Consider the following 21,602-nt stretch of genomic DNA (forward strand, 5'->3'; position numbering starts at 1 on the left):
GAACCTGCCGTGAACGTACTGATCGTCGGCGCAGGGCCCGCCGGGTCCACTGCCGCCTACTACCTCGCCAAGGCCGGCATCCGCGTCACGGTGCTGGAAAAAACCAGGTTCCCGCGTGAAAAGGTCTGCGGCGACGGGCTCACTCCGCGCGCCGTCCGCGAGATCCAGAAGCTCGGCATGCCCCACCCCGAGGAAGGCGGCTGGCGCCGCAACAAGGGCCTCCGCCTGATCGCACGCGGCCGCACCATTGAACTGCCCTGGCCGGAGGTTTCCGATTTCCCCACATACGGCCTGATCCGCACCCGGCTGGGCTTCGACGAAGAGCTGGCCCGGCACGCCGAATCCGCCGGCGCCCGCGTCCTGGAAGGGCACAGCGTCACCGAAGCCCTGCGCTCGCCGGACGGCCGCGTCATCGGCGTCCGCGCCGCGCTGCTTGACGAGTCCGGACGCAAGACGGGGGAGACGCGCGACTTCCTTGCCGACGTCGTCCTCGCCGCGGACGGTAACTCGTCCCGAACCGCCGTGTCCCTCGGCATCCAGAAGCGTGACGACCGCCCGCTCGGCGTGGCCGTGCGCACCTATTTCACGAGCCCCCGGCACGACGACGACTGGATGGAAGGCTGGCTGGAGCTCCCCGGCCGCGACGGCCAGCTCCTCCCCGGCTACGGCTGGGTGTTCGGCGTGGGCGACGGCACCTCCAACGTGGGCCTGGGCATCCTGAACTCCTCCAAGGAATTCGGCCGGCTCGACTACAAGCAGGTCCTGCGCGAATGGACCGCCGGGATGCCCGCCGAATGGGGCTTCACGCCCGAAAACCAGGTGGGCGAGATCCGCGGCGCCGCGCTGCCCATGGGTTTCAACCGCACGCCGCACTACTACCCGGGCCTGCTGCTCCTGGGCGACGCCGGCGGGATGGTGTCCCCGTTCAACGGCGAGGGCATCTCCTACGCCATGGAGTCCGCCCGCTTTGCGGCCGAATACGTCATCGACGCCAACACCTGGCAGAGCCGCTACGCCAAATGGACGCACGACGACGCCGACCTCCACTTCAAGGGGTACGCGGACTATGTGCGCGGCCAGTGGGGGAGCCACTTCACCCTGGGCCGGGCCTTCGCCTCGGTGATCGGCAAGCCGTCCGTGATGAAGCTCGCGCTCCGGACCGGCATGCCGCTGCCGGCACTCATGAAGTTCGTAGTCCGGCTGATGGCCAACGTCACGGATGACTCAGCCAAGGGATTCGAGGACAGGGTGATCAGACTCCTGGAGGCCCTGGTGCCTGCCACGTCCAACACCTCCCTCTCCCCGTCCAGCTACACATCCGCGGTTTCCGCAACAAAAAGTTAGGGTTAACCCGTGACGAACTCTGCCAAGCACAGCTGGACCCATGCCGGACACGGCCTGCCGGACTCCAGGGAGCCCGAGCCCAACACCACCGCGATCGCCACAGGACTCCAGCTGCCGGCCGGTTTCGCCGCCATCGCCGAGGACCCGGAGCTGGGCCCCGCCATCACCACCAACCTTGCCCGCGTGGAAAAGAAGCTCCGCGAGGCCATTGCCAACTCCGATCCGCTGGCCGATGCGACGTCGCGTCACCTGGTGGAAGCCGGCGGCAAGCGTATCCGCCCGCTGCTGGCCCTGCTCTGCGCCCACCTCGGTGACGCCTCGCGGCCGGCTGTGGTGCAGGCTGCCGTGGTGGTTGAGCTCACCCACCTGGCCACGCTGTACCACGACGACGTGATGGACTCGGCCCCGTTCCGCCGCGGCGCCCCCACGGCCCACGAGGTCTGGGGCAACTCCGTGGCGGTCCTCACCGGCGACCTGATCTTCGCCCGGGCGTCCATCCTGGTGTCCGAACTCGGCTCGCGCGCGCTGGGAATCCAGGCCCGCACCTTCGAACGGCTGTGCCTGGGCCAGCTGCACGAAACCGTGGGACCCCGCCCCGACGAGGACCCGGTGGAGCACTACCTGTCCGTCATCGCGGACAAGACCGGATCCCTGGTGGCTGCCTCCGGCCAGCTCGGTGCCATCTTTGCCGGTGCCGACGAAGCCTACGAGCCGCTGCTGGTGGAGTACGGCGAGAAGATCGGTGTGGCCTTCCAGCTGGCCGACGACGTCATCGATGTCACCGGCATCAAGGTCAAATCCGGCAAATCCCCCGGCACGGATTTGCGCGAAGGGGTGCCCACCCTGCCCGTGCTGCTGCTCCGCAACGCCGCCGCCGAAGGTGACGCGTCCGCCGTCGAACTCCTGAAACTGATCGACGGCGACCTCACCTCCGACTCTGCTTTGGCTGCCGCCGTGGCCGGCCTGCGCGACCACCGGGTCACCGCGGAATCGTGGGTAGTGGCCCGCGCCTGGGCCGATGAGGCCATCGCCGCGCTGGCGCCGCTGCCCGAAGGCGTGGTCAAGTCCTCGCTCATCAGCTTCGCGCTGGCCGTGGTGGACCGCGCCAGCTAGGGCCCTGCCCGGAGGCGCCTGCTTCCCGCCAAGTGCTTAAACACGGAATGGCCCCGGTCCTTTGCAGCAATACGAGTCACTCGCTGCATCGAACCGGGGCCATTTCTCCGTTCGCATCAGATCCACCGGAGGCATTTAGTGGATCCGTGAATAAGTCTATGACAGCTTTGTCACGAACGCGAATCGGATGTTAATGGGCGTGTCACACTTCCTGGGCCGGCCTTGACTGCCGGCCTTGCACTGCCTCCGGTGTGCGGGCCTTCGTCCGTCGCGGGGCACATTGAGCCCGGGGATGCGCAATCCGGGCTCAGGAGACGGCGTGTCCGTGTCGAAGTGCCCCAGGACGGACGGGTTGTCCACATGACGCAGCCCGGATCTGCCCATCCCGCCGGCCAAGGGGCAGCTTGGGAGCATGGACATCGAGACCTTCCTCCGCACTCGGTCCGGCGTAACAAAGGCGTCGGCACTCCGCGCGGCGGGTTTTAGGCACACTGCCCGCGACAAAGCACTGGCTGCGGGGCGCATTGTGCGAATCCGGCGAGGCATTTACAGCCTGCCCGCGGAGGCAGGAGCACTTGGGATGGCGCTACGGCACAATGCCCTGCTGACGTGCCTGTCGGCCGCGCCCACTTACGGCTTGTGGACCGTGCTTGATGCGGGGCCTGTGCACCTGAGTCCCTCGCACAGAAAGACGCCGCCAGGGACGCTGACACATGGCAGATGCCTCCATCCGGCCCATCCGTGGCTTCCCGTCGCCGGCCTGGCCGACGTGCTCATTCACGCCCTGCGCTGCCTGCCGGAGGTGGAATCGCTGGTTATGGTCCAGTGCGCAGCCCAACGGGGAGACATCACCGTGGAGTTCCTGCGCCGCAAGCTGCCCGGAAACCGCAACGCGCGCGCCCGGGCGGTCCTGGACAGCGTGATCCCTCGGGCGGACTCCATCCTCGAAGTTCTGGCGAACTACCACTTCCGGCGGGCTGGCCTGCATGTCCGGCGGCATGTGGAGCTTCCGGGCGTGGGCGAGGTGGACTTCCTCATTGAGGAATGCCTGGTGGTGGAAACCGACGGCGGGTCGCATCTGGAGCCCCGACAGGTGAAGAAGGACCGGAAGCGCAACAATGCCACCGTCATCGGCGGACGCCTGGGCCTCCGGTACGGCTATGACGACGTCGTCAATCACCCGCAGCGGATGGTGGCCGAGGTGCTGGAGGTACTGGAGCTGTGCCGGCGGGGAGGTTTCAGCACGCGGTGACCGCCGCCGTCGTGCATTCCTGCCGCCGTCGTGGGGCACTTTGGACGCCGAAACCGCGGAACCGGGCTTAGCCGACGGCGTGTCCGTGTCGAAGTGCCCCGTTTAGGCCGGGGGAGCCGCCCAAACGAGGCCGCGGGACCTAGTCCTCTTCGTCGTTGAACGCCCACTCGAACATGTCGAACACGAACTCCGAGAAGGTGCCCTCTTCGCTCTTCCACTGGCCGCGGGCGTTGTTGCGGCGGTACACAATGGGGTCCGGGACACCGAGGTCGCCCACGCGGAAGCCCCAGGTGAACTGTTCTTCTTCGTCCTCGAGGAACATGAGGAAGCCCTCGTCATCAACTTCGAGTTCCTCGGGGTCCCAGAAGTAGTGGTAGGCCTCCATGAGGTCCTCGCAGCCGCCCAGTGCCTGGTAGAACTCCTTCAGGACCAGCGGGATCTGGAACTGGTGCTCGGCGAGGGCCGACTCGAGCTCGTCTTCGGCCAGTCCGTCCTCTTCCTGCCATTCGTCTTCGAGATACTTCGGAACAAGCGCGCGGAACTTCTCGAGGAACATGTCAGTCATGGTTCATATCCTAGCTAATCCCGGCCACTGTTTTCCGCCGTCCCCAGCCCGAGCCGGTGCCACCCCCGGACGGCCAGCGGAACGTACCAGGAACGGCGCCAGGCCGTGACCCGGAAGGCGAAAACGACGGCGGCCACGGCCCCCGCGGTGAATGCGTTGAATGCACCGGACACCCACAGGACCGTGGTGAGGGCCGCCCCCGTGAACGCAGGCAGCGCGTAGAGGTCCTTCGGGTCAAAAAGCTGCGGCACCTCGTTGGCCGTGATGTCGCGCAGCAGTCCGCCGCCCACCGCCGTCGTGACCCCCAGGAGCACGGCCGAAACGGGGTTCATTCCGAAACTCAGTGCCTTCAGCGTTCCGGTGATGCAGAACAGGGCCAGGCCGCCGGCGTCGAACAGGATGAGCAGCGACGTGAAGCGCTGGAAGCTGGAAAACAGGAAGTACACCAGCACGGTGGCCAGCAGCGGGGGAGCCAGGTAGGCCGGGTTGGTGAACGCCGCGGGCGGGCCGCTGTTGAGGATGATGTCGCGGATCACGCCGCCGCCCAGCGAAACGAGGGAGGCGAGAAGCAAGGATCCGATGAGGTCGAATTGTTTCCGCGCGGCAAGGAGGGAGCCGGACACCGCGAAAAAGAAGACACCCGCCAGATCCAGCCATACCAGAACGGCGTTGAATGAGAAGGTCATGGGGCGTCCCGGTGAATTTCAAGGGGCGGATAGGGCGGCTCCAACGTTACGCTAGCCCCTATGAATAGCCCCATCATGATCGCCTGTGCCCACGGAACGTCCAGCCCTCTGGGTGCTGCCGAGGTCAACGGCCTCCGTGCCGGGATCAGCGAACTGCGCCCCGGCCTGGACGTCCGCGAAGCCTATGTTGACGTCCAGGACCCGGACCTGGTGGATGTCATGGCCGGGCTGCCGGAAGGCGAGCAGGCCGTCATCGTGCCGCTGCTGCTCAGCGTGGGCTTCCACACCAAGGTGGACATCGCGCGCGCGGCGCGGGGCCGGGAAGGCAGCACCGCGTCGGATCCCCTCGGGCCGGATCCCAGGCTGGCAGAGATCCTCGACCAGCGGCTGCGCGAAGCCGGAGCCACCGAGCAGGATGCCGTGGTCCTCGCGGCTGCCGGATCCACCAACCCCAAAGCCTCGGTCAGCGTTGAAGAGCTCGCCGAACACCTGAGGGCGTTGCGGGGCAACAGGATCGTTCCCGCCTACGGTGCGGCCGCCAAGCCCTCCGTGCCCGACGCCGTCGCCTCGCTGCGTGCCGAATACCCGGGAGGGGAGGGGCAGGGGCGCGTGATCATTGCGTCGTACCTGCTGGCGCACGGTTTCTTCCACGACCAGCTGGCCAAGGCCGAAGCGGACGTGGTGACGGAGCCGCTGCTGCCCTCCCGGCTCATGGCCGAGATTGCGCTGGACCGCTATGACGCCGCCGTCGCCGCTGCGGCAGAGGCCGCGGCAGCGACCCCCTGACGCCGCCGTCGCCGCTGCGGCAGCCGCCGCGGCAGCGACCCCCTGACGCGGCACCCTGGCGCCGCCGTCGCCGCCCCTGACGGCCCGCGGCGGGGCCCCTGAGGCCACCTCTAACGGGGCCGTGCTGAACACCCTGGCGGACAGCCCCGGACCATGCACAGCCCCAATCCTTCTTCAAGGCTCCCCGGCGATTCATGACGAAATGTTTCCCTAGGTGACCTCGCGTTTCTGACCCTTTGTGACGGCTTTCGGGTCGGACCTACAGTCGATGCATGACTGATACAGCTCTAGCCGGAGCGTCCGCGGACTCCGCTGCCGCCAAGCGACCTGCACGCGCCAACCGTCCGGCAGCGAAGCCGCACGGCCAGTGGAAGGTTGACGGCACCACCCCGCTCAACGCCAACGAAACCTGGAAGCAGGAAGACGACGGCCTCAACGTCCGCGAGCGTATCGAGTCCATCTATTCCAAGGACGGGTTCGACTCCATCCCGGGCCAGGACCTGCACGGCCGCTTCCGCTGGTGGGGCCTCTACACGCAGCGCAAGCCCGGGATCGACGGCGGCAAGACCGCCACGCTTGAGCCGCACGAGCTCGAAGACAAGTACTTTATGCTCCGGGTCAGGATCGACGGCGGTGCGCTCACCACCGAGCAGCTGCGCGTCATCGGCCAGATCTCCGTTGATTTCGCCCGGGATTCCGCCGACCTCACCGACCGCCAGAACATCCAGCTGCACTGGATCCGCGTGGAGGACATCCCCGAGATCTGGACCCGCCTGGAAGGTGTTGGCCTGTCCACCACCGAGGCCTGCGGCGACGTGCCCCGCGTCATCCTGGGCTCACCGGTGGCCGGCATCGCCAAGGACGAGATCATCGACCCCACGCCGCTGATCGCGGAGCTGGGGGAGCGGTTCATCGGCAACCCGCTGCTGTCCAACCTGCCGCGCAAGTACAAGACCGCCATCACCGGCCACCCCAGCCAGGACGTGGTGCACGAGATCAACGACTTCGCCTTGGTGGGTGTGAAGCACCCCGAACTGGGCGTCGGCTACGACCTCTGGGCCGGCGGCGCGCTGTCCACCAACCCGATGCTCGGCAAGCGCCTCGGTGCCTTTGTGAAGCCCGAGGAAGCCGCCGAAGTCTGGCTCGGCGTCACCAGCATCTTCCGCGACTACGGTTACCGCCGCATGCGCACCAAGGCCCGCCTGAAGTTCCTGATGGCTGACTGGGGTCCGGAGAAGTTCCGGCAGATCCTTGAGGACGAGTACCTGGGCTACAAGCTGGCCGACGGTCCCGCCGCGCCCAAGCCCACGTCCCCCGGTGACCACATCGGTGTGCACGAGCAGAAGGACGGCAAGTTCTTCATCGGCGCCACTCCGCTGGCCGGCCGCCTGTCCGGCGGTCAGCTGGTGAAGCTCGCGGACACCCTTGAGGCGCGCGGCTCGTACCGCCTGCGCACCACCCCGCACCAGAAGCTCGTGGTGCTGGATGTTGCCAAGGACCACGTTGAGCCGCTGGTTGCCGAGCTCGACGCGCTGGGCCTGTCCGCCCGCCCGTCCGTGTTCCGCCGCGGGACGATCGCCTGCACCGGCATCGAATACTGCAAGCTGGCCATCGTCGAAACCAAGGTCACCGCGGCCACCGCCGTCGCTGAGCTGGAACGCCGCCTGGCTGACCTCACGGCGTCGGGCGAGCTGCCGCACGCGCTGTCCCTGCACATCAACGGCTGCCCCAACTCCTGCGCCCGCATCCAGACCGCGGACATCGGCCTCAAGGGCATGATGCTTCCAACGCCCGACGGCGACCCCACCCCGGGTTTCCAGGTCCACCTCGGCGGCGGGCTGGCTTCCACCGACCGCGAGGAGGCCGGCCTGGGACGCACCGTCCGCGGCCTCAAGGTCTACGTTGAGGACCTGCCGGACTACGTCGAACGCGTCGTCCGCACGTTCGTCGCCCAGCGCGCCGAAGGCCAGACCTTCGCCGAGTGGGCCCACGCAGCAGATGAGGAGGCCCTCCAGTGAGCAAGCACGCAGCAGGCATCGACCCGGTCGCTGAGACCGTCGAAACCCCCAAGCTCCGCACCCACGACGAGCTTAAGGCCATCGCCGAGTCCGGCGCCGCCGAGCTCGGCTGGGACGCTCCTGCCCGCGACGTGATCGCCTGGGTGGAACGCAACTTCGACCTCTCCGCAGTGGCGGTCGCCTGCTCCATGGCCGACGCCGTCCTGCCGGCCCTGGTCGCGGACCAGATGCCCGGCGTCGACGTCCTGTTCCTGGAGACCGGCTACCACTTCCCGGAAACCTACGCCACGCGTGATGAGGTGGCCGCGAACCTGCGTGTCAATGTCGTTGACGTGCTGCCGGAGAACACCGTGGAGCAGCAGGACCGGCTCCTCGGCAAGGACCTCTTTGCCCGCGACGCAGCCCAGTGCTGCGCCCTCCGCAAAGTGGCCCCGCTGCGCCGCACCCTGGCCGGCTACGAGCTCTGGTTCACCGGCGTCCGCCGCGATGAGGCACCCACCCGCACCAACACCCCGCTGGTCACATGGGACGAGACCAACGGCCTGGTCAAGGTCAACCCGGTTGCCGCGTGGACGTTCGACCAGCTGGTCCAGTACTCCGATGACAACCTCCTGCCGGTCAACCCGCTGCTTTCCCAGGGTTACCCCTCCATTGGCTGCCAGCCCTGCACCCGGAAGGTGGCGCCGGGCGACGACCCCCGCGCCGGCCGCTGGGCAGGGACCGACAAGACAGAATGCGGACTACACGTATGAGCACTTTCCTAACTGAGGAGACCACCCAGGTGACTGAAGCCGCCGTATCCACGCGCCTCTCCAGCCTGGACGCCCTCGAGTCCGAAGCGATCCACATCATCCGCGAAGTCGTGGCCGAGTTCGAGAAGCCCGCGCTGCTGTTCTCCGGCGGCAAGGACTCCGTGGTGATGCTGCACCTGGCCACGAAGGCGTTCTGGCCGGGCAAGGTCCCGTTCCCCGTGCTGCACGTGGACACCGGCCACAACTTCCCCGAGGTCATCGACTTCCGCGACCGTACCGTCGAGCGGCTGGGACTTAAGCTCGTCGTCGGCTCCGTCCAGGAGTTCATCGACAGCGGCGAGCTGGCCGAGCGCGCCGACGGCACCCGCAACCCGCTGCAGACCGTCCCGCTGCTGGACGCGATCCAGAAGAACAAGTTCGACGCCGTGTTCGGCGGCGGCCGCCGCGACGAGGACAAGGCCCGCGCCAAGGAGCGCATCCTGAGCCTCCGCGACGAATTCGGCCAGTGGGACCCGCGCAACCAGCGCCCCGAGCTGTGGAACCTCTACAACGGCCGCCACACCGTGGGCCAGCACGTCCGCGCATTCCCCATCAGCAACTGGACCGAGCTGGACATCTGGCGCTACATCGAACGCGAGAACATCGAGCTGCCGGGCCTGTACTACGCCCACGACCGCGAAGTGTTTGCCCGCGACGGCATGTGGCGTGCGGTGGGCGAGGTTTCCCAGCCGCTGCCGCACGAGGAAGTCATCACCAAGACGGTCCGCTACCGCACCGTGGGCGACATGTCCTGCACCGGTGCCGTAGAGTCGGCCGCCGCTTCGGTGCGCGACGTCGTCATTGAAGTTGCAGCCTCCACCATCACCGAACGTGGCGCCACCCGTGCGGATGACCGCATCTCCGAGGCCGCCATGGAAGACCGCAAGAAGGATGGCTATTTCTAATGAGCACCGAAATCGATACAGCCCGCGCGGCTGCCCTTCTTGACGAGGCACCCCTCGCCCACGCCTCGCTGTTCCGCTTCGCCACCGCCGGATCGGTCGACGACGGGAAGTCCACTTTGGTGGGCCGCCTCCTGCATGACTCCAAGGCGATCCTGGCAGATCAGCTCGACGCCGTTGCCCGCACCTCCGCGGACCGCGGCTTTGGGGGACCCGGCGCAGCCGGTGTACAAGCGATTGACTTGGCCCTCCTGACCGACGGCCTGCGTGCCGAGCGCGAGCAGGGCATCACCATCGACGTCGCCTACCGCTACTTCGCCACCGACCGCCGCAGCTTCATCCTGGCCGACTGCCCCGGGCACGTGCAGTACACCAAGAACACGGTGACCGGCGCGTCCACCGCGGATGCCGTCGTCGTACTCATTGACGCCCGCAAGGGTGTCCTGGAGCAGACCCGCCGGCACCTTTCGGTGCTGCAGCTGCTGCGCGTGGCCCACGTGATCGTGGCCGTGAACAAGATCGACCTGGTGGACTTCAGCGAGAGCGTGTTCCGCGAGATCGAAGCTGACGTGCAGAAGGTGGGCCGCGAGCTCGGCCTCGGTTCGGACGGCATCACCGACCTGCTGGTGGTTCCGGTGTCCGCGCTCGACGGCGACAACGTGGTGGAGCGCTCCGAGCGGACCCCCTGGTACACCGGCCCGGCCCTGCTCGAGGTGCTCGAAACCCTGCCCGCCGCGGACGAACTCGAAAGCCACTTGGAGAGCTTCCGCTTCCCGGTACAGCTGGTGGTCCGGCCGCAGGGCGCGCTGGCTCCCGACGCAATTGCCGGCGGACTCGACGTCGAGAAGTACCGCGACTACCGCGCCTATGCCGGGCAGATCACCGAAGGTTCGGTGAAGGTGGGGGACAAAGTCAGCGTGCTGACCCCCGGCCAGGCCCCCCGCACCACCACCGTGACGGGCATCGACTTCGCGGGGGCCGAGCTCACCGAAGCCGTGGCTCCGCAGTCCGTGGCCCTGCGCCTCGCTGACGAGTTCGACGTCGCCCGCGGTGACACGATCGCTGCCGCAGGCACCGTCCGCGAAGCCTCCGCAGACCTCTACGCCGCGCTGTGCTGGCTGTCCCCGAAGCCGCTCCGTGAAGGCGCCAAGGTGCTGGTCAAGCACGGCACCCGCACGGTGCAGGCCCTGGTCCGCAGTGTCAGCGGCAAGCTGGACCTCGCCACCTTCAAGCTCGAGGGCGCGTCCAGCCTGGAACTCAACGACATCGGCCACGCGCAGCTCCGGCTCGCCGCCCCGCTGCCGCTGGAGAACTACCTGCACCACCGCCGCACCGGAGCCTTCCTGGTGATCGACCCGCTGGACGGCAACACCCTTGCCGCCGGGCTGGTCAACGACCACCCGGGTGACCACGAGGACGAGCGCTACTCGATCTGATTGCGCTGAGGTCGCCGGAAACGTGCGAGATCGCCGCAAATTCGAGCAGGCGTTGGCCACCTCCACGCTGCCGTTCATCTACCCGCACCTGGCCCTGATGCCCGACGCGCACCTCGGCAAAGGCGCCACCGTGGGCTCGGTCATCCCCACCCTTCATGCGATCATTCCGGCCGCCGTCGGCGTGGACATCGGCTGCGGAATGATCGCCGTACGGACGCAGTATTCGCTGAAGGACCTGCCGAAGGACCGCAAACGGCTGCGCGAGGCCATCGAACGGGCCATCCCGCTTTCGGCGGGCCACAACAACAGGAAAGTCACGGCCTCAGCCGAGCCGCGCCTTGCCGAACTCCGAAAAATGGCGGCCCAGGCCGGGTTCAATCCGGCCCAGTACCTGGCCAAGTGGGAACTCCAGCTCGGCTCGCTGGGATCGGGCAACCACTTCATCGAGGTCTGCGCTGACGAAACCGATGCCGTCTGGCTGTTCCTGCATTCGGGTTCGCGCGGCGTCGGCAACAAGATCGCCCAGCATCACATCGGCGTGGCCCAGCAGGTGACCCGGAAACGCGGAACCAGGCTGCCCGACCCGGACCTCGCCTACCTGGAGGAAGGCACCAGCGAGTTCACCCGGTACATCGCGGAGCTACGATGGGCCCAGCACTTCGCCCTCCTGAACCGGGAAGAAATGATGGAGCGTGTGATCACACAGTTCGCCAACTGGGTGGGCGGCCACGTCAGGGAGCGGGAGCGGATCAACTGCCACCACAACTTCACGCAGCAGGAAAGGCACTACGGGAAGTCCGTTTGGGTGTCGCGTAAAGGCGCGATCAGGGCCGAGCACGGCGATCCGGGACTCATTCCCGGGTCCATGGGGACGGCGTCGTACGTGGTGGCGGGACTTGGCAACCCCGCATCCCTGAACTCTTCGCCGCACGGAGCCGGCCGCGAGTACTCCCGGACCGCCGCCCGCAAGACGTTCTCGCTGGCAGAGCTGAAAAGGGCCATGGTCGGGATCGAATTCCGCGCCACCGAGGCCTTCATCGACGAGATTCCAGCGGCGTACAAGCCCATTGACGTCGTGATGCGCGACGCGCAGGATCTGGTCAGGATCCGTCACACCCTTCGGCAGCTGATCAATGTCAAAGGGGATTGAGCACGGTCAGTAGCTGAAACCGGCTGGCTTGGATACTCTGCTGGGTACATGGGCCGCTGATGATCGGGGGAACGGTTGGAAGATCATGAGGCAGTTGTGGCCCGCTCCCTGGAGCAGTACGCGGAGCTGCTGCCCCGGCTGAACGCGGCTTCGGACGCAATCGGGCACGCCATCCGGGCCCGGCTCAGGGACGACGGCCTCAACCACCACACCGTGCAGGCCAGGGTCAAGGACCCGGCCTCGGTCAAGGCAAAACTGGACCGGCTCAAAGCCGACGGAAATTTCAAGTATGAACGGGGCCTCGAGCAGCTCGACGACCTCATCGGCGTCCGCGTCATCATGTTCCTGGAACCCGACATCGCCGACGTCGCAACGGCGCTGAAGGGGCAATTCAGCTGCCGCGAGGACGACGACAAAACGAGCTCCCAGCGGCGTAACGGCCAGATCGGCTACGCAGGCAGGCACCTCGTCCTCGAAATCCCTGCCGAGAACGTTCCCGTGGGCTGCCACTCGTTCATCGGCGACCGGTTCGAGGTCCAGATCCGGACCGTGCTGCAGCATGCGTGGGCCGCCTTCGAACACGACATCCGCTACAAGGGCGGCAGCGAGGCCAACGCCGAGGTGGACCGCGCGTTCACCATGGCGTCAACGCTCATCGAACTCGCCGACGCCCAGTTCTCCGCGATCAACGACATCGTCAAACGCCGCCAGGCCGAAAGCACTGCCGACTTCGCCGAGAGCCCCGCCACCGAGCTCACCGGGGACATCCTCCAGGACATGCTCACGCGGTTGCTCTCGGAACACCCCAGGAGCCAGGCCCGGCAATACGACTGGCTGGGGGACCTGCTTGCCGCCAACGGTGTGCGGACCGTGGCCGACGCCGAGGAGCTCTTCGGCGCCGCCGACTGGTCCACCGTGGCCAAAAGAATGGACTACAAGTTCCCTGCCGGCCACGTCCGGATTGCGGACGACTTCCTGCTGAATACCTGGGGCAGGGACTACATTTCCCGCACCAAATCCCTGGGGGACGACCCCAAGCGTGAATCGAAGCTGACGTACCGGCTGGAGCGCATACGGGACTGAGCTGGTCCTCCGGCTGGCGCGGCCGCCTGGGCCGCCGAGCGGGCCGGGCCGGCTGTGCCGGCGAAGGTCAGGTGCCGGGCGGCCTGTACTTGATCTGATCGGCCTTCCGCAGGGCCTCCAGCGTTTCGTCGACGGTCAGGAGCACCGTGGTGTCGAATGAGCTCAGTGCGCCGCCTCCGCTGATCGCCAGTGCAACCGCGGCCATGGACACATTGTCGGGTGCCTCCCAGAGGTTGTAGCCGTCGTGGGAGCCGAAGGCGTACCAGAATCCGTGGAGTTTACCGCCGACGGATTCGATGTATGCCTGTGCGGCCTTCCTGCGGTCCTCGGGGTTGCTGGTCAGCCTCGCCCACGTCTCCGGTGTGTAGCTGAATTTCGACAGGTAGAGCGGCATCGTCTGGTCCTTCCTCTCCTGGGCGCCGGTGGCACGGATGGCGCCGGTGGTGCCGATGCAGCAAGAGTGGCAGTCTCCCGGCCGGGCAGCAATGCCCGCGCCCTTTTCCGGCGGGAATGGCCTTGCCCTGTGTTGCGCGAATATGACGCTGCATGAACGCGCGTGACCCCCGGTTTCCCAGTCATTGAACCTCGTTTATGACACTCCCTATGGTGAAACAATGACAAGTCCCCAGCCCGAAATGACCCGCATCGTGGCAGGAGAGAGCAACAAACCAAAGCGCAAGCGCGCCGTCGAGGTTCTGGTTGCCCTCGGCCTGGTGCTGCTCATTGCCGCCGGTGCCGTGGTGGCGTCAACACTTTCCCGAAGCACCGAAGCCCAGGCGGCCGCCCCCACCCCCGCGGCCGAGCTGAAACTTGGCTTCTTCGGCAACGTGACCCATGCTCCTGCCCTGGTTGGGGTCAAGGAGGGTTTCATCGCCAAGAGCCTGGGCGAAACGAAGCTGAGCACGCAGGTGTTCAACGCCGGCCCGGCYGCGATCGAGGCGCTGAACGCCGGCGCGATCGATGCCGCCTACATCGGGCCGAACCCGGCGATCAACTCGTTCGTCAAGAGCCAGGGSGAGTCCRTCAGCATCATTGCCGGCGCYGCGGCGGGCGGGGCGCAGCTGGTGGTCAAGCCGGAGATTGGCTCCGCGGCGGAGTTGAAGGGCAAGACCCTGTCCACGCCGCAGCTGGGCGGGACGCAGGATGTGGCGCTGCGGGCCTGGCTGGCCGGGCAGGGCTACAAGACCAGCACCGACGGCAGCGGCGATGTGGCGATCAACCCGACCGAGAACGCCCAGACGCTGAAACTGTTCCAGGACGGCAAGCTCGACGGCGCGTGGCTGCCCGAGCCCTGGGCCTCCCGCCTGGTGCTGCAGGCCGGTGCGAAGGTCCTGGTCGATGAGAAGGACCTGTGGGACGGGTCGCTGACCGGCAAGCCCGGCGAGTTCCCCACCACCATCCTGATCGTGAACAAGAAGTTCGCCGCCGAGCACCCGGACACCGTCAAAGCCCTCCTGAAGGGCCACGCCGAGTCCGTGAAGTGGCTCAACTCCGCTGCTGCGGACGAGAAGTCCACCGTCATCAACGCTGCCCTGAAGGACGCGTCCGGTGCCGAACTGAAGCCGGACGTCATTGAGCGGTCGCTAAAGAACATCGTCTTCACGGTGGATCCGCTGGCCGGAGCCTACAAGAAGCTGCTGCAGGACGGTGTGGACGCGGGCACCACCAAGCAGGCGGACATCAACGGCATCTTCGACCTCACCGCCCTGAACAGCGTCACCGCCGAAACCGGCGGAGACAAGGTGAGCGCCGCCGGCCTCGGCAAGGAATAAGCCAGGAAAGGACTGAAACCAGCGCACCGCAAGGACAGAGGCACCTGCCGGGACTCCCGGCAGGTGCCTCCGGCTCTCCCGCAGGGCTACCGCAGGGCTACCGCAGGGCTACCGCCGTCGAGCGTCACCCGCCGATGAAACGGTCCCGTCCCGCCCTGTAACCGAACACGGCGGCGAGCGCCCCCACCACGAGGAACAGCACGCCGGCCGCGGCGAAGGAGCCGGTGGCCTGGTGCAGCTGCCCGACCATTAGCGTGCCCGTGGACCCGAGGCCGTAGCCCACGCCCTGCATCATGCCCGACAGGTGGGCGGCCGTATGCCCGTCCCTTGTCCGCAGCATGATCATGGTCAGCGCCACCGCGGTCAGGCTGCCCTGCCCGAGGCCCAGCAGCCCGGTCCACATCCAGATGAGGTCGAGCGGACCGAAAATGCTCAGCGCGAACCCGCCGCCGGTCATCAGCGCCACCACCGTGTTGATCGCCCGCTGGTCGCGGAACCGCGCGGCCAGCGCCGGCGCGAAGAGGGACCCCAGCATCTGCAGCACGATGGAGGCGGAGACGATCAGCCCGGCCGTCCCGCCGTCCACTCCGCGCTCCCGCAGGATGGGTGCCAGCCAGGCGAACACGCTGAAGGACATCATGGCCTGCAGCACCATGAAGATGGTGACCTGCCAGGCGACCGGCGAACGCCACACGTTGACACCGTCGGCAACGGCCTGGTGCCGCGGGTGCCGCTGCCGGACGGCCAGCGGAAGGAACAGGAAGAGTACGACGACGGCGGGCAGCGCCCAGAACCACAGCGCCGCTGTCCACTCCCCCGACGCAGCGAACACCGGGTAGGTGAAGCCGGCACCCAGGGCGGCCGAGGCGCAGATGGCGGTGGTGTACAGCCCGCCCATCAGCCCCAGCCGGTGCGGGAAGTCGCGTTTCACCAGGCCCGGCAGCAGCACGTTGCAGAGGGCAATGGCGGCGCCGCAGGCCGCTGTTCCGGCAAGCAGCGCGGGCAGGTGCCCGGCGCCCGGCAGTTCAACCGGGCGGAGCAGCAGGCCCGCGGTAAGCACGGCCATGGCCCCCAGCAGCACGCGCTCGGCGCCGAAACGCCGGGCGAGCACCGGCGCCAGCGGGGCGAACACACCCAGCAGGGTCACCGGCACGGTGGTGAGGACCACCACCGCCCAGCCCGGCAGGCCGGCGTCGGACCGTATTTCCGGCAGGACCGCCGCGAAACTGGAGAACACGGTCCGCAGGTTCAGCCCGATCAGCACCAGGCAGACGCCAAGGTAGATCAGCCCGCGGGGTCCGCTGACGCGGGTGGGCTCGGCGGCGGGCAGCTCGTCGACTTCGGCGTCCACCAGCGTGCCGGAAGGGTCCCTGAGGACGCGGCCCGGCGCTGTTGTTTTCGGGGCAGCGTTCCTGGCTGCGTTCGTGGCAGCGTTGTTGGCTTCGGTCACCGGCCCATTCTCGCAGGAGTTATCCACATAGGGCCGAATCCCGGCTGCGGCGTCGCCCGGCCGTCCCTAGTCTGGACTGACCACGTCCTGGCGCCACAGGACCCGCATATCCGGCACAGGGGGACCCATGAGCTTTCCGGAATCGTACGTTTCACCCGCCGGATCACCGCCTGGTCCACCGCCCGCCCAGCCACCGCCCGCCCAGCCACGGCGTCGCGGCGGCGACGGTGCAGGCAACACCAGCCTGGTTTTTAGTCTCATCGCGCCCGCGAGCATGATCGTAACCGCCCCGGCCAGCCTCTTGACGGCACTGTTTACGAGGCCTGATGAAGGCACTGGTTCGCTGATGTGGGTTGCCCCGCTGGTCCTGTGGAGCCTCCCGATGCTTTTTGGACTGCTGGCGGTGTCTTTGGGCGTCGCTGCAGTCCGAGGATCCCCGCCCGGATCAAACAGCTGGACGACCGCCGCCGCCAGCCTGTGGATCTCCGGGTTGCAAGTGGCCGCCGCCATGGCGCTGGTGCTCCGGAACGGGGATTTCATGATTCTGTTCTGACGGCGCCCATCCCCGCCCCGGGCCGGCTCAGGGGCCGGGCCGGCTCTAGCCCCAGTCCGGCCAAGGGGCCGCGGGCCCGGCTCCCCTGACGATGTCCACTATTCTGGAAATGATGAGTGAATCCCCAGAAACCCCCGAACCGACGCACGCGCAGACGCCGGAAGCAGCACCGGAATCTGCCCCGTCGCCGGATGCCGCTCCGGAACAGCAGCAGGCAGCCCGCCCGGTGACCCCCGGCACGCAGGCTTCGTTCGGCACCTACGGCGGCCGGCCCGTCAGCTTTGTGCGCCGAGGAACCCGCCTGCAGGGCCGCCGGCAGGTTGCCTGGGAGGAGCACTCGGACCGCTGGGCGGTTGACGTTCCGCGGCACATCGCCAACACGTCCGTGCATCCGGACTATGTCTTCGACGCCGAGGCGGAGTTCGGCCGCACGGCGCCCCTGATCGTGGAGATCGGTTCGGGCCTGGGCGATGCCGTCTGCCATGCGGCCGAGGAGAACCCGGACTGGGACTTCCTGGCCGTGGAGGTCTACACCCCGGGCCTGGCCAACACCATGATCAAGATCAACAGCCGCAAGCTCAGCAACGTCCGCGTGGTCGAGGCCAACGCGCCGGAGGTGTTGGCCACCATGCTGCCGGCGGGGTCCGTCAGCGAGGTCTGGGTCTTCTTCCCCGACCCCTGGCACAAATCCCGCCACCACAAGCGCCGCCTGATCCAGCCCGAGTTTGCCGCGCTCGTTGCCACGGCACTCAAACCCGGCGGCCTGTTCCGCGTGGCCACGGACTGGTCCAACTACGCGGTGCACGTCCGCGATGTCATGGCCGGCTCTGCCGACTTCATGAACCTGCACGACGGCGAGCGCAGGGGCCCCGAAAGCCCCCTCACCCAGGTATGGCAGTCTGGCGTCGAGTCCCTGGTGGGCGGCGCGCCCGTCAAAGAGGGCCGCGCCCCGGTCAGCACCGAACACACGGGCCCGAACGAGGGCGTGGACGAGACCGGCGGCTGGGCACCGCGGTTCGAGGGGCGCATCCGGACGAGTTTCGAAAACAAGGCCCACGAGGCCGGCCGCCTCATCTTCGATCTGTGCTACCGGCGGCTATGATGCAGCATGGCCTCCGCACTGCCCGCGACCCCGCAGGGCCGCTCCGCTGATTCGCGCGGGCTGGCGGCCGGCATCATCAGCCTGGTGTCCGCCGTGCTGGCACCGGTTGCGGCCATGTTCAGCCTGTCCACGTTCATCATGGCCGCCGCCGAACCCCTCCTGGCCAACGTCCCCGTGCGGGACACCGGCGGGTACTGGGTCATGCTCATCGAACTGGCGGGCATCCTGGCGGGGCTGGTCCTGACCTCGGTCATTACAGGAATCGTGGCCATCAAGCGGTCGGCCCGGATGAGCGCCGGGCGGATTACCGGGCTGCTTGGCCTGGCGTTCACCGCGTTCAACCTGACGGGCGGCCTCTGGACGTGGGCCGGCGTTGCCGGTCCCTGGTTCACCTTCGGATAAGCGGGGCGTCAGCTCACCCGGATGGCGCCGACCACGTCTTTGAGCAGGCCGATCCGCGGCTCGAGCTGGGGGTCGACATACGGCCAGATGACCACCACGCCGATGAAGCGGTCCTTTTCCCACACCCCCACGGTGGCGGCCGCCTTCGCGTCGCCCCGCGCATCGTCATAACCGACGACGACGGCGTACGCGGCTTTGCCGGGAAGGTTCAGTTCGCCTTCGGTCAGCAGGCTTCCGCCGCGCTCGTCAAGGTAATGGCTTGCCATCAGGTGTGCCCAGCCGTTGGCCTGGGCCGGGCCCTCAACGGATACGTCGTCCGTGATGACCGTGACCAGGACGTCCCCCAGCAGCCCGTACTGCTCGGTGTTGGGACCCGCGGTGGAGTCGTCCAGGACCAGGGTGTGGTCGGGAAAGTCCGCCGTGAAACCGAGCGGGGATTCGATGTGAACTGTCATGGCTGGTGGTTGCTCCTTCAGCGGTAACGCAGTGTTTTTGGGGAAGGCGACGATTACGGGCGGCCGCGGAATTACAGCCGGGACAGCTTGGTGTCGTTCGGAACCTTCTGGTACGTGCTGACGTTGGTGGTGACCTGGTTCTCCGTGCTGACCTTGACCTCGCCGGCCTTGATGTCGAATCCGGCCTCGTTGGACGCCGTGACCACAGTGTTCACCTGGACGGTGGCCGAGCCCGCGTCGTAGAGCCTGGCGGCGTCCTGTGCGGCTGCCCCATTGTTCCCCAAGGCCACGTTCTTCATGTAACTGTCGATCAAGGCGCTGTTCTCCGGCGTGTAATCGATGTCGATCTTAACCGAGCCCTGGGTACCTGCCGTCACGCTGGATTCGACGTTGCCCGCCTTGACGTCCATACCTTCCTTGACGCCCTGCGCCACAGTGCCCTCCATGGACAGCGACACCGAACTGATGTTGTTGTCCTTGTCCATGTTGAGCTCCAGCCCGCCCTTGCCGGAGGCCTCGAACGTCCGCCCGTCCAGGTCCAGGTTGCCCTCGGCGGAAACCTCTACGCTGCCCTTGGACGTTCCGTCGGTCAGGTTCTTCTCATAGGCCAGCTCCAGCTTTGCGGAACCGGCGGCATCGGTGGACTCGGACCCCGCCTCGAGGCTCAACGATCCCTTGGCTTTGTCCTCGTGGCCACTGGAGCCGTTATCCGAGGCCGCCTCGTTCAGGGTGTCCAGGATGTAGTCCGGCGGGTTTCCGGCCACGTCCTTGATCTCGCCCACGCTGTCCGGCGGAAGGTCCTCGTACATCTGGTTGCGGGCAGCCATGGCCTCTTCGACGCTGTCGAACGTGTACTCACGGGCTACTTCGCCCGTGAGCGTGGCACCGGCGGACCCCGTGGCGTCGTTCACGCCCAGGCCCATGTTGCCGTACACCTTCACAGTGGCCGAGCCGTCCGCGTTTTCCACCACTTCGGTGCCCACCTCGGCGCCGCCGTGGACCCAGAGGACTCGGGCTTCGATGGACGCCTTGCCCGTCTCCGTATAGACGGGGATGTCCTCCTTGGCCAGCTCCAGCAGGTGCTTCCGGGCGAGGTCCTGCGCTGATTCCGGGATCCCGCCGTCCATGGCCATCAGGTCCTTGGCCAGCGGACCGTCCGGGCCTTCGCCCTCGATCAGGTACTTCCTGTCCGCCGCGGAGAGGCTGTCCCACCACTTCGCCTGTTCCTCCGGGCTGGCCCCGGCCATCGTGTCCAGCTGGCCCTGGAGGTCGGCCCGGTGTTCGGCCGCCTCACGGGCGGCCTCCAGCTTTTCCTGCACCCAGCTCTTCATCTGCTCGAAAAGCCCGGCAAGCCCGCCCGGCCCCGCACCCGTGCCGCCCGGGCCGGCCCCCGAGGATTTTTCCTGCTCCGCGGCCTGCTGTAGCAGGACCTTGGAGTTCTGCCGGAGGCTTGCCACCACGCGCTCCAGGCTCGGGCGGTGGGTGCCCGTCCATTCCTGCCGGAATCGTTCCCCGTCACTGCCCTTCCAGGGAGCGGCAAGAATCTGGCTCTGCAGCGAGGAAGCACTGGTGCTGAGAAGCGACGCAGCCTTGTCTGCGGCTTTGGCCAAGGCGCGAAGCTGACTGACGTCAGCACCGTAAAAGGTCATGGTGTCTCCCCAGAGAATGGTGCCGTTGCGAGGGCGGCGGCTGGTCCACATCGTGCCATGTCACTACGGGGCGCGCCATGGGCATCCCTCCCCATGCGGCCCCGCAGGGTCCGTGTCCAGCGTGCACGTTGCCGGAAAGGGACACCGGAAAAACTGCCGGAAAAGGAGCTGTTCCGGATCCGGTTCCCGTGGCACGATTGGCCTTTAACACCACGGCGGGACAAGCCCGCGGCCACGAGAACTGCGCGAGGAACCGGACATCAAAAAAGAACTGAGATCGGCCGCCGGCACGGCTGAGGAAGTCACCAATTCGCGGCCGATGGAGATCATGGCCCGCGCCGGGTTCGCCGTGAGCGGCCTCCTTCATTTCCTGGTGGGTTCCATCGCCATCCGCCTGGCCATGGGCGGGGAGGGCCACGCGGATGTCAGCGGTGCCGTGCAGCAGCTTGCCGGCCAGCCAGCCGGGCCCCTCCTGCTGTGGAGCAGCTTCGCCGCCTGTGTGGCTCTGGCCATCTGGCAGGCCAGCGACGCAGTTTTCGACTACAGCAACCTGCCGAAACGCCAAAAGATCCTCCGGAAGCTCAAGGCTGCCGGGCAGGCCTTGGTTTTCGCCGCCTTCGCTGTCACGTTTGCCTCCTTCGCCATCGGCAGCGGCAAGGACAACAGCCAGTCCACCAGCGACTTCACCGTGGCCCTGATGAGGGCCCCGGGCGGTGTCGCGCTGCTGATCGTCATTGGCGCAGCCGTAGCGATCACCGGAATTGCGTACGGTATCCGCGGCATCCGCAAGTCGTTCGAAAAGAACCTCAGGATGCCTGCACCGGGCACGCAGCGCACCGCCGTAAGCGTGCTCGGCGTGGTGGGCTATGTTGCGAAGGGCTTTGCCCTCCTGCTGGTGGGCCTGCTGATTGTCATAGCAACCGTCCGGGCGCACCCGGAGGAATCCACCGGGCTCGACGGCGGCCTGAAGGCCCTGCGGGACCAGCCGTTCGGGGTGTACCTGCTGGCCGCCGTCGGCATCGGCCTGATTGCCTATGGCGTGTTCCAGGTGGCACGGGCAAAACTGGCCAAAATGTGAGCCGCCCGCGCCCTC

General features: G+C 67.3%; 21 protein-coding genes. 15 read left to right on the forward strand and 6 right to left on the reverse strand.

What is annotated here, in order from left to right; translation table 11 throughout:
• Positions 1-9 precede the first annotated feature (9 nt).
• From AC1DRE_RS09660 to AC1DRE_RS09670, 3 genes are all read left to right on the forward strand, one after another.
• Positions 10-1,344 carry a geranylgeranyl reductase family protein gene (locus AC1DRE_RS09660; RefSeq protein WP_476984420.1) on the forward strand — a complete coding sequence of 445 codons (1,335 nt, stop codon included), beginning with the start codon at positions 10-12 and terminating at the stop codon, positions 1,342-1,344.
• 9 nt (positions 1,345-1,353) lie between these two features.
• Complete coding sequence (locus tag AC1DRE_RS09665; RefSeq protein WP_476984421.1) at positions 1,354-2,457, forward strand: polyprenyl synthetase family protein; 1,104 nt, start codon at positions 1,354-1,356, stop codon at positions 2,455-2,457.
• A gap of 412 nt (positions 2,458-2,869) precedes the next feature.
• Positions 2,870-3,709 (forward strand): endonuclease domain-containing protein, encoded by an 840-nt coding sequence (locus tag AC1DRE_RS09670; protein ID WP_476984422.1) that lies wholly within the window; start codon positions 2,870-2,872, stop codon positions 3,707-3,709.
• 139 nt (positions 3,710-3,848) lie between these two features.
• Here the strand turns inward: AC1DRE_RS09670 and AC1DRE_RS09675 are convergent, their stop codons facing one another.
• Both AC1DRE_RS09675 and AC1DRE_RS09680 read right to left on the reverse strand, forming a co-directional pair.
• Positions 3,849-4,274 (reverse strand): hypothetical protein, encoded by a 426-nt coding sequence (locus tag AC1DRE_RS09675; RefSeq protein WP_364130251.1) that lies wholly within the window; start codon positions 4,272-4,274, stop codon positions 3,849-3,851.
• Between the two features lie 14 nt (positions 4,275-4,288).
• Positions 4,289-4,960 (reverse strand): trimeric intracellular cation channel family protein, encoded by a 672-nt coding sequence (locus tag AC1DRE_RS09680; RefSeq protein ID WP_476984423.1) that lies wholly within the window; start codon positions 4,958-4,960, stop codon positions 4,289-4,291.
• Positions 4,961-5,020: 60 nt separating this feature from the next.
• Here AC1DRE_RS09680 and AC1DRE_RS09685 point away from each other — a divergent pair, with 60 nt between their 5' ends.
• The 7 genes from AC1DRE_RS09685 to AC1DRE_RS09715 all read left to right on the forward strand — a co-directional run bounded on the left by AC1DRE_RS09685 (position 5,021) and on the right by AC1DRE_RS09715 (position 13,126).
• Complete coding sequence (locus tag AC1DRE_RS09685) at positions 5,021-5,746, forward strand: sirohydrochlorin chelatase (protein WP_476984424.1); 726 nt, start codon at positions 5,021-5,023, stop codon at positions 5,744-5,746.
• Positions 5,747-6,018: 272 nt separating this feature from the next.
• Positions 6,019-7,764: a nitrite/sulfite reductase gene (locus tag AC1DRE_RS09690; protein ID WP_476984425.1), complete on the forward strand. Its 1,746-nt coding sequence runs from the start codon at positions 6,019-6,021 to the stop codon at positions 7,762-7,764.
• Entirely contained in the window at positions 7,761-8,516 is a 756-nt protein-coding gene (locus tag AC1DRE_RS09695; RefSeq protein ID WP_476984426.1) for a phosphoadenylyl-sulfate reductase, read from the forward strand. The genes AC1DRE_RS09690 and AC1DRE_RS09695 overlap by 4 nt, the downstream gene beginning before the upstream one ends.
• Complete coding sequence (gene cysD, locus AC1DRE_RS09700) at positions 8,513-9,460, forward strand: sulfate adenylyltransferase subunit CysD (protein ID WP_476984427.1); 948 nt, start codon at positions 8,513-8,515, stop codon at positions 9,458-9,460. The genes AC1DRE_RS09695 and cysD overlap by 4 nt, the downstream gene beginning before the upstream one ends.
• Positions 9,460-10,893 (forward strand): sulfate adenylyltransferase subunit 1, encoded by a 1,434-nt coding sequence (locus tag AC1DRE_RS09705; protein WP_476984428.1) that lies wholly within the window; start codon positions 9,460-9,462, stop codon positions 10,891-10,893. The genes cysD and AC1DRE_RS09705 overlap by 1 nt, the downstream gene beginning before the upstream one ends.
• Positions 10,894-10,915: 22 nt before the next feature.
• A complete protein-coding gene (locus AC1DRE_RS09710) occupies positions 10,916-12,043 on the forward strand; it encodes an RtcB family protein (RefSeq protein ID WP_476984429.1) in 1,128 nt (375 codons plus the stop codon).
• Positions 12,044-12,139: 96 nt separating this feature from the next.
• A complete protein-coding gene (locus AC1DRE_RS09715; protein ID WP_476984430.1) occupies positions 12,140-13,126 on the forward strand; it encodes a GTP pyrophosphokinase in 987 nt (328 codons plus the stop codon).
• Positions 13,127-13,193: 67 nt separating this feature from the next.
• Here AC1DRE_RS09715 and AC1DRE_RS09720 read toward each other — a convergent pair whose 3' ends face one another.
• Positions 13,194-13,520: a GYD domain-containing protein gene (locus tag AC1DRE_RS09720; protein ID WP_476984431.1), complete on the reverse strand. Its 327-nt coding sequence runs from the start codon at positions 13,518-13,520 to the stop codon at positions 13,194-13,196.
• Positions 13,521-13,740: 220 nt separating this feature from the next.
• Between AC1DRE_RS09720 and AC1DRE_RS09725 the strand changes: the two genes are divergently transcribed.
• The gene (locus AC1DRE_RS09725; protein WP_476984432.1) at positions 13,741-14,898 is read left to right on the forward strand and encodes an ABC transporter substrate-binding protein; all 1,158 of its coding nucleotides are present in this window, start codon (positions 13,741-13,743) and stop codon (positions 14,896-14,898) included.
• A gap of 124 nt (positions 14,899-15,022) precedes the next feature.
• On the opposite strand, the gene AC1DRE_RS09730 is transcribed toward AC1DRE_RS09725, so the two are convergent.
• On the reverse strand, positions 15,023-16,252 hold the full coding sequence (locus tag AC1DRE_RS09730) for an MFS transporter (protein WP_476984569.1): 1,230 nt from the start codon (positions 16,250-16,252) through the stop codon (positions 15,023-15,025).
• Positions 16,253-16,622: 370 nt separating this feature from the next.
• Here AC1DRE_RS09730 and AC1DRE_RS09735 point away from each other — a divergent pair, with 370 nt between their 5' ends.
• The 3 genes from AC1DRE_RS09735 to AC1DRE_RS09745 all read left to right on the forward strand — a co-directional run bounded on the left by AC1DRE_RS09735 (position 16,623) and on the right by AC1DRE_RS09745 (position 18,405).
• On the forward strand, positions 16,623-16,901 hold the full coding sequence (locus tag AC1DRE_RS09735) for a hypothetical protein (protein ID WP_476984433.1): 279 nt from the start codon (positions 16,623-16,625) through the stop codon (positions 16,899-16,901).
• A 112-nt stretch (positions 16,902-17,013) separates the two neighbouring features.
• The gene (gene trmB, locus AC1DRE_RS09740) at positions 17,014-18,003 is read left to right on the forward strand and encodes a tRNA (guanosine(46)-N7)-methyltransferase TrmB (RefSeq protein WP_476984434.1); all 990 of its coding nucleotides are present in this window, start codon (positions 17,014-17,016) and stop codon (positions 18,001-18,003) included.
• 6 nt (positions 18,004-18,009) lie between these two features.
• Positions 18,010-18,405, forward strand: a complete 396-nt coding sequence (locus AC1DRE_RS09745) for a hypothetical protein (RefSeq protein ID WP_476984435.1) — start codon at positions 18,010-18,012, stop codon at positions 18,403-18,405.
• A gap of 8 nt (positions 18,406-18,413) precedes the next feature.
• Here the strand turns inward: AC1DRE_RS09745 and AC1DRE_RS09750 are convergent, their stop codons facing one another.
• A complete protein-coding gene (locus AC1DRE_RS09750; protein ID WP_476984436.1) occupies positions 18,414-18,860 on the reverse strand; it encodes a hypothetical protein in 447 nt (148 codons plus the stop codon).
• Positions 18,861-18,931: 71 nt separating this feature from the next.
• Positions 18,932-20,509, reverse strand: a complete 1,578-nt coding sequence (locus AC1DRE_RS09755) for a hypothetical protein (RefSeq protein ID WP_476984437.1) — start codon at positions 20,507-20,509, stop codon at positions 18,932-18,934.
• A gap of 319 nt (positions 20,510-20,828) precedes the next feature.
• Here AC1DRE_RS09755 and AC1DRE_RS09760 point away from each other — a divergent pair, with 319 nt between their 5' ends.
• Entirely contained in the window at positions 20,829-21,587 is a 759-nt protein-coding gene (locus AC1DRE_RS09760) for a DUF1206 domain-containing protein (protein WP_476984438.1), read from the forward strand.
• Positions 21,588-21,602: the final 15 nt, after the last annotated feature.

This window comes from Arthrobacter sp. P4_H3, from assembly GCF_056400885.1.